The organism is Chitinophagales bacterium, from assembly GCA_019638515.1.
Lineage (GTDB): Bacteria > Bacteroidota > Bacteroidia > Chitinophagales > LD1 > UBA7692.
In genome coordinates, this window is sequence record JAHBTS010000003.1 from 38,434 (window position 1) to 50,666 (window position 12,233).

At 40.0% G+C, this 12,233-nt stretch carries 13 protein-coding genes; 5 read left to right on the forward strand and 8 right to left on the reverse strand.

The features are described 5' to 3' along the window. Positions 1-5 precede the first annotated feature (5 nt). A complete protein-coding gene (locus tag KF872_06825) occupies positions 6-1,025 on the forward strand; it encodes an SPASM domain-containing protein (protein ID MBX2903254.1) in 1,020 nt (339 codons plus the stop codon). Between the two features lie 6 nt (positions 1,026-1,031). Here KF872_06825 and KF872_06830 read toward each other — a convergent pair whose 3' ends face one another. Further along, complete coding sequence (locus KF872_06830) at positions 1,032-2,126, reverse strand: VWA domain-containing protein (protein MBX2903255.1); 1,095 nt, start codon at positions 2,124-2,126, stop codon at positions 1,032-1,034. A 156-nt stretch (positions 2,127-2,282) separates the two neighbouring features. On the opposite strand from KF872_06830, the gene KF872_06835 reads away from it, so the two are divergent. Next, a complete protein-coding gene (locus tag KF872_06835; protein MBX2903256.1) occupies positions 2,283-3,404 on the forward strand; it encodes a DUF3078 domain-containing protein in 1,122 nt (373 codons plus the stop codon). Positions 3,405-3,413: 9 nt separating this feature from the next. Beyond that, entirely contained in the window at positions 3,414-3,866 is a 453-nt protein-coding gene (locus KF872_06840) for a GatB/YqeY domain-containing protein (GenBank protein ID MBX2903257.1), read from the forward strand. Between the two features lie 56 nt (positions 3,867-3,922). Here the strand turns inward: KF872_06840 and smpB are convergent, their stop codons facing one another. Genes smpB through KF872_06860 form a run of 4 tightly spaced genes read right to left on the reverse strand, consistent with a single transcriptional unit; the run spans position 3,923 to position 6,869 of the window. After that, positions 3,923-4,381: an SsrA-binding protein SmpB gene (gene smpB / locus KF872_06845; GenBank protein ID MBX2903258.1), complete on the reverse strand. Its 459-nt coding sequence runs from the start codon at positions 4,379-4,381 to the stop codon at positions 3,923-3,925. Next, on the reverse strand, positions 4,378-4,779 hold the full coding sequence (locus tag KF872_06850) for a hypothetical protein (protein ID MBX2903259.1): 402 nt from the start codon (positions 4,777-4,779) through the stop codon (positions 4,378-4,380). The genes smpB and KF872_06850 overlap by 4 nt, the downstream gene beginning before the upstream one ends. A gap of 33 nt (positions 4,780-4,812) precedes the next feature. Next, positions 4,813-5,433, reverse strand: a complete 621-nt coding sequence (recR, locus tag KF872_06855; protein ID MBX2903260.1) for a recombination mediator RecR — start codon at positions 5,431-5,433, stop codon at positions 4,813-4,815. A 41-nt stretch (positions 5,434-5,474) separates the two neighbouring features. Further along, positions 5,475-6,869: a hypothetical protein gene (locus KF872_06860; GenBank protein MBX2903261.1), complete on the reverse strand. Its 1,395-nt coding sequence runs from the start codon at positions 6,867-6,869 to the stop codon at positions 5,475-5,477. 50 nt (positions 6,870-6,919) lie between these two features. On the opposite strand from KF872_06860, the gene KF872_06865 reads away from it, so the two are divergent. Next, positions 6,920-8,416, forward strand: coding sequence for a glycosyltransferase family 39 protein (locus tag KF872_06865; protein ID MBX2903262.1), 1,497 nt, complete (start codon positions 6,920-6,922; stop codon positions 8,414-8,416). Here KF872_06865 and KF872_06870 read toward each other — a convergent pair. Continuing rightward, complete coding sequence (locus tag KF872_06870; GenBank protein ID MBX2903263.1) at positions 8,413-9,357, reverse strand: glycosyltransferase family 2 protein; 945 nt, start codon at positions 9,355-9,357, stop codon at positions 8,413-8,415. The genes KF872_06865 and KF872_06870 overlap by 4 nt on opposite strands. Before the next feature lie 58 nt (positions 9,358-9,415). Beyond that, positions 9,416-9,886: a nucleoside deaminase gene (locus tag KF872_06875; protein MBX2903264.1), complete on the reverse strand. Its 471-nt coding sequence runs from the start codon at positions 9,884-9,886 to the stop codon at positions 9,416-9,418. Positions 9,887-10,007: 121 nt separating this feature from the next. On the opposite strand from KF872_06875, the gene galT reads away from it, so the two are divergent. Further along, on the forward strand, positions 10,008-10,976 hold the full coding sequence (gene galT, locus KF872_06880) for a galactose-1-phosphate uridylyltransferase (GenBank protein MBX2903265.1): 969 nt from the start codon (positions 10,008-10,010) through the stop codon (positions 10,974-10,976). Positions 10,977-10,992: 16 nt separating this feature from the next. Here galT and KF872_06885 read toward each other — a convergent pair whose 3' ends face one another. Further along, positions 10,993-12,207 (reverse strand): phosphoglycerate kinase, encoded by a 1,215-nt coding sequence (locus tag KF872_06885; protein ID MBX2903266.1) that lies wholly within the window; start codon positions 12,205-12,207, stop codon positions 10,993-10,995. Positions 12,208-12,233: the final 26 nt, after the last annotated feature.

Below are 12,233 nucleotides of genomic sequence, written 5' to 3' on the forward strand. Positions count from 1 at the left end.
TATTCATGTTATATACACAAGATGTAGTAAACTTCTTATCGAAATTATCTGTAAAAAAAGTGCTGAATGCCTTCGGCATTTTTGCATCGTATTACATCAGCCATTTAACACGCAAACCCATTTTGTGGGGAAAACCCATTACCATTTCTATTGAACCAACCACCAACTGCAATCTAGGTTGCCCCGAATGCCCAAGCGGATTAAAAGCCTTTACGCGCCCCACCGGAAACATAGAAGCTACCAACTATAAAAAACTATTGGATGAAATAAACAGCACCACAGTTTACTGCTATTTCTACTTTCAAGGCGAGCCGTTTATGCACCCCAAATTTTTAGAATTGGTACAGTATGCCACCCAGCGGAATCTATATACCGTAACATCTACCAATGCCCATTTTTTAACCAAAAGAAAAGCGTTGGAAACCGTACAAAGCGGCTTAAACAGAATTATTATTTCCATAGACGGCACCACACAAGAAGTGTACGAAAAATATAGAATAGCAGGCGATTTGAATAAAGTTATTCAAGGAACAAAAAATTTGGTTGAAGCAAAAAGAGAACTAAAATCCAATACACCACACATCATTATTCAATTTTTGGTAGTGCGCCACAACGAGCACCAAATAGAAGATGTAAAACAACTGGGAAAAGAACTGGGCGTAGATGAAGTAAAATTTAAAACAGCACAAATTTACGATTACGAGAACGGTAACCCGCTTATTCCCAAAAATGAACAATATGCCCGCTATAAGAAAACAGAATCCGGCAAATACCTTATTAAAAACAAGCTGGAAAACCGCTGTTGGAAATTATGGCACAGTGCCGAAATTACTTGGGATGGGAAGGTAGTGCCTTGCTGCTTCGATAAAGATGCCAAGTACGAAATGGGCAACGTTTTTACCGATTCGTTTTCCACTATTTGGAACAATAAAAGCTACACATCTTTCCGCAGTCGCCTGCTGCAAGGCAGAAAAGAAATAGATATTTGTACCAACTGCAGCGAAGGGCTGAAAGTATGGGAATAGCTTACTTTAGAGTACTTTACATTTTTTTCCTTGTTCAAAATCCTCAAACAGATAAGTGCCCAAACCTTGTACCGAAGTATAGAATGCCTTACCTCTATTTACTTTAGTAAACTCTTCTACAAAATTGCGCAAGGCCTCGTCATCGGCAAGCATAAATGTTGTAATAGGAATTTTTAGCTTCTGTGCGCGGGCGGCAAGCAACAAACAACGGCTTACAATTTTCTTATCTAATCCAAAACTATTCCTGTAATACTGTCCATTTTCCTTAATGCAACTTGGTTTGCCGTCTGTAATCATAAAAATTTGCTTATTGGTATTCTTGCGCCTTTGCAATAAATCTATTGCAAGCTCCAATCCTGCCACCGTGTTGGTATGGTACGCTCCGGCTTGCAGGCTCAGCAAATCTTTCAATTCAATTTGCTGAGCATCATCTCCAAACACAAGTATATCTAAGGTGTCTTTCGGATATTTCCTTTTCAACAATTCCGCCATAGCCATAGCCACATGCTTGGCAGGTGTTATACGGTCTTCGCCATATAAAATCATGCTGTGCGAAATATCTATCATCAACACCACAGAGGTTTGTGTTTTGTAGTTTTTCTCTACAACTTCTATATCGCACTCATTCAGCTTAAAATTATCTATGCCTCCATGTTTCTGCGCATTGCGGAATGTATCGAGCATAGAAATTTGCTCTAAGGCATCGCCATAAAAAAACGGGCGCAATTCACTCATAGCTTCATCGCCATTGCCGCCCGAAAAAACATAATGATTGCCTTCCCTGCTTCGCCTTAATGTGCCAAAAATAAGCTCCAGAGCCTGCTGCCTGATGTATTGCTCCAGTTTTGCAGTAACGCTGTGTTTGTTTCCGCCCAAGTTATCCTTTTGTAGATAGCCTGCGGCAGTTAAGTCCTCCACAAATTGAGTGGCACAGTAACTACCTTGTGTTAGTTGCTGCTCGTTATTTATATCGCCCAACCAATCGGCAGCTTCCTGCACATTGCCCGATGTATAAGTAATGAGTTGTGCAAAAGTATCCAGCAGTTTACTAAACTTTGTACCACCTGTTGGATGCTCCTTTTTGAATCTAAAACCTATCATTATCTAAACATACAACTGCTTATTTACAAGTTGCTGCCACAGGTAAGAATTGGGCAATTTTAGAATGATAGACAAATTGTACACAAAATGTGAAGCATTCATTTTTAAAAACCGACCGTTAATGCGAAATTTGCAGCCATACTAAATAATTATTGCATGAAAAAACTCCTTACGCTCTTAGCTGTATGTATATCGTTAGCAGCCATAAGCCGAACAAAAGCACCTTACATTTTAGATGAAAAGGGAAACAAAATACTTATTAGCAAAGATAGCTCTTGGCGCTTTGCAGGCTACATCGGTTTAAGCGGTTCGCAAGCCGCTTACTATCAGTGGGTTCCTGGCAACCAGTTTGCCCTAAGCATCAACTTTAATGCTTTTGCTTATGCCAACTACAAAAAAGGAAAATGGAGTTGGAACAATAACTTAGATGCCAAATACGGTATAGTAGCTTTAGGCCGCTACAAAAGCGTACCCGATAGAAAATATCCATTTAAAAAGAGTGATGACCTCTTACAAATAAACTCCCTTGCTGGCTATAACGTGGCCAAAGGTTTGGATATAAGTTTATTGCTAAACTTTAAAACACAGTTTGGCAGCGGCTACACCTATAAGTTAGATTCTGCCGGAAAAGAATACAGCAAAACAATGACCTCTAAATTTTGCGCACCTGCGTTCATGAAAATTGGTCCCGGTATTACCTACAAACCGGTAGATTATTTCACCTTATTCTTTTCTCCGGTTACAGCAGATTTCACCTTTGTAGATAGAAGCGAAACCAGAATAAGCAATGTGCCTGTTGAAGACCGCATACAAAGAGTAGATGAAACCACTTTTGGTTTAGAAAAAGGTCAATCAGTTTTAGTAAGTGCCGGAGCTTACTTAAAAGCTAACTTCCAAAAAGACATTGTAAAAAACATCAACTACAAAACTCAATTAGAGGTGTATTACGATTACACCTACCCCAACACTATTAAAGAAGACAGTGGCGTAAGTTTGTATAAAGAAAGAATTATAGATAATGCAGCCCTAAGAAAAGAAGCACGCCAACAAGTAGATGTAGATTGGCAAAACGATGTAATCTTTAAAGTAAACAAGTTCATTAGTGCCACACTTTTTTGGAGAATAAAATACCGCTGGAGAGAATTGGTACCGGTAGATGATAACAAAGATGGATTTCAAGATAATGTTACCAAACCCGATGGCACATCGGTTCCAAAAACTCGTAGAGGTGTGCAAATCGCAGAGGTACTAGGCATTGGATTTTCGTATAAATTTTAAGATAGCATTATGATGTTAGAAGAAACAATAAACAACGATTTAAAAGCTGCCATGCTTGCCAAAGACGAAGCAGCCGTGCGCAGTTTGCGCGCCATAAAAGCAGCCATTATTGTAGCAAAAACAGAGAAAGGAGCAGGTGGCGTTTTAGCTGCCGATAAAGAACTGGGCTTACTGCAAAAGTTAGTAAAGCAGCGTAAAGAAAGTATCGAAATTTTTGAAAAAGAAAACCGCGCAGACCTTGCTCAAAAAGAAAAAGAAGAAGTAGCAGTTATAGAAAAATATCTTCCGGCAATGATGAGTGAAGAAGAAGTGCGCGCAGGCGTGCAAAAAATTATTGCCGAAACCGGAGCTACCTCGCAAAAAGAAATGGGAAAAGTAATGGGTGCAGCTTCCAAAGCTTTTGCCGGAAAAGCAGACAACAAACTAGTTGCCGAAATTATTAAATCGCTTTTAGCAAGTTAAAAGCCTACATCTCAAAAAAACAGAAGCCACAAGTAAACTCTTGTGGCTTTTGTTTTTTATCGTAGTTGCTTCTTTATGCGATCTAAAGTGCGTTTAGCATCCCTGTCTTTAATTGTATTACGCTTATCAAAAGATTTCTTTCCTCTTCCTAGTGCCACTCTTACCTTAAAGAAACCCCGCTCGCTCATAAATAATTCTACCGGCACTACGGTAAGTCCTTTCTCTCTTATCTTGGCATCTATCTTTTTTAGTTCTCTGTGTGTGAGCAGTAACTTGCGCAATCGGGTAGGTTCATGGTTATTCAAGTTGCCGTGCGAGTATTCGGGAATGTGTAAATTTTTAAGCCAAAGTTCGCCACTTTTCATCATGCAATAGGCATCATTAAAACTTCCTCCGCCATTTCTTAAACTCTTGGTTTCGGTGCCTGTAAGCATAATGCCCGCATCAAATTCATCTAATAATTCAAAGCTAAAACGTGCATCGCGGTTCAATATTTTTATGTCACTTTTTTTCATACACCGAGTTTCATCAATTCAAAATATCTATTCAATTTTTCTTTAGAAATCACTTTTTGTCCGGTGCTGCCCTTTGCCACCAAACGGCTGCCTACACACACCTTTATGGCACAAATAATTTCATTGCCCTTTAATGCTTCTAAGGTAGCGGTAAAAAGTACTTCTTCGCCTTCAAAAGCAGGTGCAATGTGCTCTATGTGTACAAATGTACCTATACCCTCTTCGTGCGCTTCCTTCATTTCCAACACAAATAAACGACCACACCATTCTGCATCGCGCGTAATAGAAAAAGTTGAATACACCGAGTGTACCACTTCCCCATTAAACGCTGCAAAATCTTCGGGCTTTACACAGTGCGTGTAAGTCTTTTGATCGCCAACATTAAACAGATGCTTCACGTTGCAAAGATAGCAATGAAGCCAAAAGTGCCTTTAGCTTTTTATTAAATAGCTTTCGTAAGGTGTTCTGGTGGCAATGGAGCGCGCCAATGTTAGCTCATCGGTATATTCTAATTCGCCTCCAAACGATACTCCCCGTGCAATAGAAGTTATTTTCACGCTAAACGGCTGCAACTTTTTAGATACATAAAAAATAGTGGTATCGCCATCCATCGTGGGGCTGAGTGCCATAATAATTTCATTCACCGAATTGCTTTCTACCCTGCGTACCAGCGATTCTATGTGTAGTGCTTCGGGGCCTACGCCATCTATGGGAGAAATTAACCCGCCCAAAACATGATAGCAACCTCTGTAAACGCCTGTATTTTCTATAGCAATTACTTCGCGAATAGTTTCTACAACACACACCGTAGATTGGTCGCGCATGGCACTGGAGCAAATGGCACAATACTCGCTATCGCTTACATTATGGCATGTTTTGCAAAATTTTGTAGCATGGCGCATAGTGCTTATGGCGCTGCTGAATTGCTCTACCTTTTCGGCATCTTGCTTTAATAAATGAAGTACTAAACGCAGAGCTGTTTTTTCGCCAATGCCGGGCAATCGTTTAAATTCTGCCACTGCATCGGCAATATATTTCGAAGGATAAAGCATATCTTCTTTCTATGAAATTGAGCAATACAAATATCAAATAATCAGTGCAACTCCAAAAACCGGGTTGGACCATCTTTAAACTTAAAATACACTGGGTTTATAGCCGTATATTCAATAGTTCCATATTCCGTTACAATACGATTTTGTTCTTGCAGCAAATGTTCTTTTGCCTTTGGATTATAGTCTATACCAATACAAACAACCTGCGAAGGAGCAGCAGCAGCGGTGTACAGCATACTCTCGTAAGCAGTAGAAAATGTATGGTGAATAACTTCCATGGGCGCATTGTAGGCTGATATAATAAACTTTTGCCCGCCCGCTTGCCGTGCAGCTTCTACGGCATGACTCCACCATATTTTGCGCTCCGTAAAATGGTGGTGTGCATTAAAAATAGTAATGCTGCGAAGCGAAACAATCAACAGCAATACAATCGTACGCACCACATTATTGCCCAAGAGTGGAAACAATTCATATGCAAAAGGAAGTGCCACGCCAATGCTCATTGGTACCCATAAATTTTCCACGTAAAACTTATCGGAAAATGGATTGGAAATACAAACCAACACATAGTACCCGGCTACATAACATAGGCACAGCGCCACTTTCAACCATTGCTTTTTTACCACCAACACTATGGCGGTTGCAATGCCCAAGAAAGAAAAAATCCAATAGTCCTTTACAAACCACGGCAGCGATTTAAGCACAATCGGAAGCGAAAAAAACTGCGGCAGCAATCGCAAACCATCCATGCCGCTGCCTATTTTTCCGGCTTCGTACCAATTCATACTCGCTTGAATAAACCTAAACACAACTGCCAACGCAAGTATTACGCCCCACGCCAGTGTTTGATACATTGGTATTTCCTTCTGCACAAAAAAATACAACAGCATAAAACCAAATGGCAAAAACACGAGTGGATGCGCCCAAATTGCAGTAACCATCAACAGTACTGCCAACAATATCCATACTACTTTTTGCGAAATAGATGCTGAATCTTTTTTTATGAGCGCCAAGAACAAAAAAATTAAACCCACTCCCTGCGGAAACTCGGATTCGCACCAATAAAATGCATCTGAAGCCAGCAAAATATTAAAGAGCAATAATGCCAAAGCCAACGCCTGCTCTTTTAACAACAAAAGCAATATAAATACTACAAAATGAAACATCGGAAACGAAACGGAGTGAATTTGCAACACTTGTGTAAGCGGTAATTGGGCTTTTACTGCCAGCAATGCAGGCGCTTGGTTTACCAATGCTACAAAACGATTGCCGGGATGGTAAAAAGCTGCATTTCGAATCATTTCAAACATGTAGAAAGAAAAATCTAAAAACAGTACCCGCTCCCACAAAAAATAAACCGATAAAAAAAGCAATACGCCAAAGCCCACAACTCCGGCTATAAATATGGGCGCATTCTTTACAGATAAAATTTTCATTCTTTGCAAGAATAAGCATTAAACAGCATCAATTAACGAAACAATAGGTTTTGAAATCAACACTCCTCTTTTCGCTCCTACTTACATCAATTCAAGTATATGTATTACTCTTCTTTTGGGGTTTAAACCATGAATTTTCGCAAGCGCCCCACTCGGTGCATACCTGGCGGCAATGCGATGGCGCTGCTTTTGGATTGCATTATTTTACTTATCAAAATGCACTGCTGCACCCGCAGATATACAACATGGAATTATCTAATGGCGAAGCAGTTTCTGAGTTTCCAATTGTGTATTGGCTAGCTGCAAAATTGTCGGGCAACTCTTTTGATGCCGCTAATATCCGTTGGCTTTACTTCTTATGCTCCATTATAGCACTATTTGCCGTAAATGCCACGGCATACACTATAACTCACTCCTTAGTGCTGAGTTTTTATATTTCATTTTTGCCTTTTCTTTCAACAGTATTCAGTTTTTACAGCAATAACTTTTTGCCCGATGTGCCTGCTGTGGCAGTAATGCTTACCGCACTCAGTTGTTTTTACTTTTATTATAAAACAAAAAAAGCCGTTTGGCTCGCATTATGCATAGTGTTTTTTTCGCTTGCAGGCTTGCTTAAACCAACTTCTTTAGTTCCGTATTTGGTACTGCTTTCCGCTATCTTTTTTGAAACGCTTTTAGGGCGAATTACCTTCACAAAAAAATTAACGGCATCGGTACTGCACACGGCATTACTTACCATACCGCTTATAGTTAGCGCCCTTTGGATACTTTTTGTAAAATACTACAACACGCGCTTTGGTTCTGCATATTTCAGAACTGTTCCTTTCCCTATTTGGGAATTAGATAAAGAGGATACTTACCACTTCTTTGGAGCACTTGCAAACCGCTGGTATGGCGAACATTTTTCGGTAGCAACCAGCAAAGTTTTATTGGCAATAATTCCACTTTCAATACTTATAGCATTTAAAAACAATCGGAGATTAGGCTGGGTTTTATTGCTTTTTGTAGCACTCCAAATACTGATTATGCTACTGTTTGCGGGGCAATATTACATCCACGATTATTATGCCATTGCCTTGTTTACAACGCCTGTAATTGCGTATACAGTATTGTTTTACTATCTGCAAAAAAACACACTTTGGCGCTTGTTGCTACCGCTCATATTTATACCCTACACTGTTTCCGAAATTGTTTATACCAAAGAAAAACTCAAAGCTCGTTTTGAAACACAATGGGAAGACAGATGGACTACAAAGCTTGTAAAATGTACACCACATTTAGCCAATCATGGATTGCACCCCAACGATAAAATTTTGGTTTTGGGCGACCCTTCTTCTTGCATAAGTTTATACACACTACAACGAAAAGGCTGGACAGAAATGAATTTTTTTAGAGTAAACAAACACGAAAGTATAGCCATGATGAGAACACATGGTTTAACTTGGGTAGTATTCTTTCCCGATGCAAAAAGTAAAAATGCAGACCTATTCCCTAATGGTTTTAAGAAGCAATTTTCGCTGGAAGGCTTCGAGTTTGCCCAACTTTAGCCCAACTGTTTTGTAGTATTGGTTTCGTCCACAATGTATATAGGACGCTGCTTCACATTGTTGCCAATCCGTATTAAATACTCACCAATAATACCAAGGCAAATTAACTGAATACCTCCCATAAACAAGATGGTCATCATTAAAGAAGCCCAGCCCTGAGGTGTTCCATTGTTTAAAATAAATTTAGAAACAAGGGTATATACCATCAGTAAAAGTGAAAACAACGTAGTACCAAAACCCAAGTATGTAGCCAGCTTTAGAGGGAAATCCGAAAAAGAAGTAATGCCGTCTAAAGCCAACTTAAGCAGCTTAGAAAATGAATAAGCCGGAGTACCGGAATGCCTTTCGGGGCGATCGTATGGAAATGGGAACTGCCTGAACCCAACCCATGCAATTTGTCCGCGCAAGAATTTTTCGCGTTCAGGCATAGCAGCAATTTGCTCTGCAACTTTACGCTTCATAATCCTAAAATCTCCGGTATCTAATGGAATCTTTGTATTAGAAATTTTATCTAGCAAGCGGTAAAATGTGCTATATGCAATCTTCTTAAATACACTCACTCCTTGCCTATTTCTACGAACGGCATACACCACATCGTATCCTTGCTGCAAGCGGCTAAACATCTCTAACAACAACTCCGGAGGGTCTTGCAAGTCGGCATCAATAAAAGCAATATGCGCTCCTAAGGTGTGCTCCATGCCGGCAAAAAATGCCGGTTGATGTCCAAAATTTCTACTAAACGAAACATACTTAAAGCGGCTATCTTTCGCTGCAAATTCCCGCATTAACTTCAATGAGTTGTCGCTGCTTCCATCGTTTACCATTACCACTTCGAAAGCAATATCTGTTTGCGAAAACATTTGGCTTAATCGCTCAAAAAGGTATGGCAAATTGCTCTCTTCGTTGTAAACGGGAACTACAATAGAAATATCCGGCTTCATAAAAATAGATAGAGTAAAAGAAATTTATTTAAACTGCAATACAAGTTTTCATAGGTGCTCAATATGGTTGCTTACCCTCTAATTGCACCCATTCTTCAAACACTTTGTGCGCTTCGGCCATATTTATTTTTTCTGCTAAAACAGTTCGCTCATCGGGCTGCTTTTCAAATTCTTGATAAATAAAAGCATCGCTAAATCCAATTGCGGCAGCATCGCTTTTGGTGTTGGCATAATATACTTTGCCAATACGCGCCCAGTAGATAGCACTCAGGCACATAGGGCAAGGTTCGCAACTGCAATATATTTCGCAATCTTCGAGCGAAAAAGTATTTAAAGTTTTGCAAGCATTGCGAATTGCAACCACTTCTGCATGAGCAGTAGGGTCGTTGGTAGAAGTTACTTCATTATAGCCTTCGCCCACAATTTTTCCATATTTCACAATTACAGCGCCAAAAGGACCACCCTTTTTATGTAGCATTCCATGCCTGCTTAAATCCACAGCCAGCTTCATCATTCCTTCCTTTTCCATTCTTCGTACCTTTGTATTGATTCACTACAAAAGTCCAATAATCGCAGATTTATTCTTAAAAAAGATTCGATTTTTTTTGCCGCCAATTTTTGCAGCATAAGTTTGTGGGCAAAACACGCACATGCCTGAACTTCGTTGGAATCCGCTCACCAATACTTGGACAATGGTTGCCACCAACCGACAAAACCGCCCGCACCTGCCAAAAGACTACAATCCTTTTGCTCCCGGACAAGGCAAGTTGCCCGCTGCTTACAATGTGCTGGCATACGACAACGATTTTCCCGTGCTAAGTACATTACCTCATAAAGTTTCAATAGAAAAAGATGCCTTCTTTTTACACAAAGAAGCCTATGGAAAATGTGAAGTACTTCTCTATACCGACAACCCAGAAAAAGAACTGTACCACCTAAGCGATGAGCATGTTCTTAAACTTATTGAGCTTTGGACGGAGCGATTTAAAACGCTCAGCTCCGATAAAAAAATCAAATACATTTTTGAATTTGAAAACAGGGGCGAAGAAGTGGGTGTAACCATTCAGCATCCACATGGGCAGCTATATGCTTACAGTTGGCTTCCAAAAAAAATTGAAGATGAACTCATTAACTGTAAAAAATATTTTAAGCAAAAAGGCACTAATCTTTTTGCCGACATGAATGCTGCAGAAAAGAAATATAAAAAGAGAGTTGTTGCAGAAAACAAATCGTTTTTATGCTACATCCCTTACTTTACCGATTACCCGTTTGGCGTGTTTATTGTAAGTAAGAACTTAAAGCAAAACTTTACTGAATTTACACTTACCGAAAAGAAAGACCTTGCCATACTTTTAAAGCAATTGGTTGCCGCTTTCGATAAAGTGTACGACAAAAAATTTCCGTACATGATGTGCATTCACCAAAGCCCTGTAAACACACCTAAGTTTAAAGATTGCAGCAACTATTATGCTTTCCACATAGAGTTTTATCCACCCCTGCGAGCAAAAGATAAAATTAAATGGTATGCCGGCAGCGAAATGGGAGCAGGTGCAGCCGCCAATCCCTTAGATGTAGATGATTGTGCTGCCTTGTTGCGCAGCAAATTGAGTAGCTTATAGTTACTTACAATTTCTATTACAGTAGAGCTTTTACGCCTGGCAATTCTTTACCTTCAAAATACTCCAGCAGGGCACCGCCTCCGGTAGAAACATAACTTACTTTATCGGCTAAACCGAACTGGTTTACGGCAGCAACACTATCGCCTCCGCCAACTAAACTAAATGCACCTTTAGCCGTGGCGGCAGCAACTGCCTGGGCAATAGCAACTGTTCCTTTTTGGAAAGCCTCCATTTCAAAAACCCCCATTGGGCCATTCCACAAAATAGTTTTTGAATTCAATATCACTTCGCTAAATGCAGCAACTGCCTTTTCGCTAATATCTAAACCCATCCAACCATTGCTAATGGCATTGCTGTTTTCGGTATTGGTTTGTGCATCGGCAGCAAACTTATCGGCAACTATAGAATCTATGGGCAATAAAATTTTCACCCCTTTTGCAGCAGCCATATCCAATAATTTTTGGGCGTGCTCCAATCTATCTTCTTCGCACAGCGAACTGCCTATATTACCTCCCAATGCTTTAAAGAAAGTATAAGCCATACCACCACCAATTAGAATATTATCGGCAATGTTTAAGAGGTTCTCTATTATCAATATTTTGTCGCTCACCTTAGCACCTCCAAGAATAGCGGTGAAAGGCTTCTCGGCATTCTTCACTACGCGCTCTGCATTGGCAACCTCGCTTGCCATAAGGTAGCCAAACACCTTGTTTTCTCTACTAAAATAATTAGCTACAATAGTGGTAGAAGCATGAGCACGGTGCGCACTTCCAAAGGCATCGTTTACATATACATCGCCATGCTTGGCAAGTTTTTCTGCAAATGCAACATCTCCCTTTTCTTCTTCCTTGTAAAAGCGCAAGTTTTCTAACAACAACACTTCACCAGCTTGTAGCGATGCCGATTGTGCAAATGCAGCTTCGCTTGCGCAATCTTCTGCAAACTTCACCTCTTGGTTTAATAATTCCGCCAATGTTCCTAAAGCGTGTTTCAGCGAATGCTTATAATAATCTACCGTACCATCTTCTTTCAACTTTTTTAATGGCCTGCCTAAGTGGCTCATAAGCACTACAGAACCGCCATCGGCAAGCACTTTTTTTATAGTTGGCAAAGCAGCTTTTATGCGTGTGGCATCGGTTACGGCAAAAGTTTTTTTATCGAGTGGCACATTAAAATCTACTCTTATTAAAGCGCGTTTGCCATTAAAGTTTATACTGTCTATAGTAAGCATTCTGTAAAATTTTGGCGGCAAAAATA

Bases quoted from the DNA above. Each gene is read 5' to 3' on its own strand.
- KF872_06840 (MBX2903257.1), top strand. From the start codon at position 3,414: ATGATGTTAGAAGAAACAATAAACAACGATTTAAAAGCTGCCATGCTT.
- KF872_06825 (MBX2903254.1), top strand. From the start codon at position 6: ATGTTATATACACAAGATGTAGTAAACTTCTTATCGAAATTATCTGTA.
- KF872_06885 (MBX2903266.1), bottom strand. From the start codon at position 12,207: ATGCTTACTATAGACAGTATAAACTTTAATGGCAAACGCGCTTTAATA.
- KF872_06860 (MBX2903261.1), bottom strand. From the start codon at position 6,869: ATGAAAATTTTATCTGTAAAGAATGCGCCCATATTTATAGCCGGAGTT.
- KF872_06835 (MBX2903256.1), top strand. From the start codon at position 2,283: ATGAAAAAACTCCTTACGCTCTTAGCTGTATGTATATCGTTAGCAGCC.
- KF872_06830 (MBX2903255.1), bottom strand. From the start codon at position 2,126: ATGATAGGTTTTAGATTCAAAAAGGAGCATCCAACAGGTGGTACAAAG.
- smpB (MBX2903258.1), bottom strand. From the start codon at position 4,381: ATGAAAAAAAGTGACATAAAAATATTGAACCGCGATGCACGTTTTAGC.
- KF872_06875 (MBX2903264.1), bottom strand. From the start codon at position 9,886: ATGGAAAAGGAAGGAATGATGAAGCTGGCTGTGGATTTAAGCAGGCAT.
- KF872_06870 (MBX2903263.1), bottom strand. From the start codon at position 9,357: ATGAAGCCGGATATTTCTATTGTAGTTCCCGTTTACAACGAAGAGAGC.
- galT (MBX2903265.1), top strand. From the start codon at position 10,008: ATGCCTGAACTTCGTTGGAATCCGCTCACCAATACTTGGACAATGGTT.
- recR (MBX2903260.1), bottom strand. From the start codon at position 5,433: ATGCTTTATCCTTCGAAATATATTGCCGATGCAGTGGCAGAATTTAAA.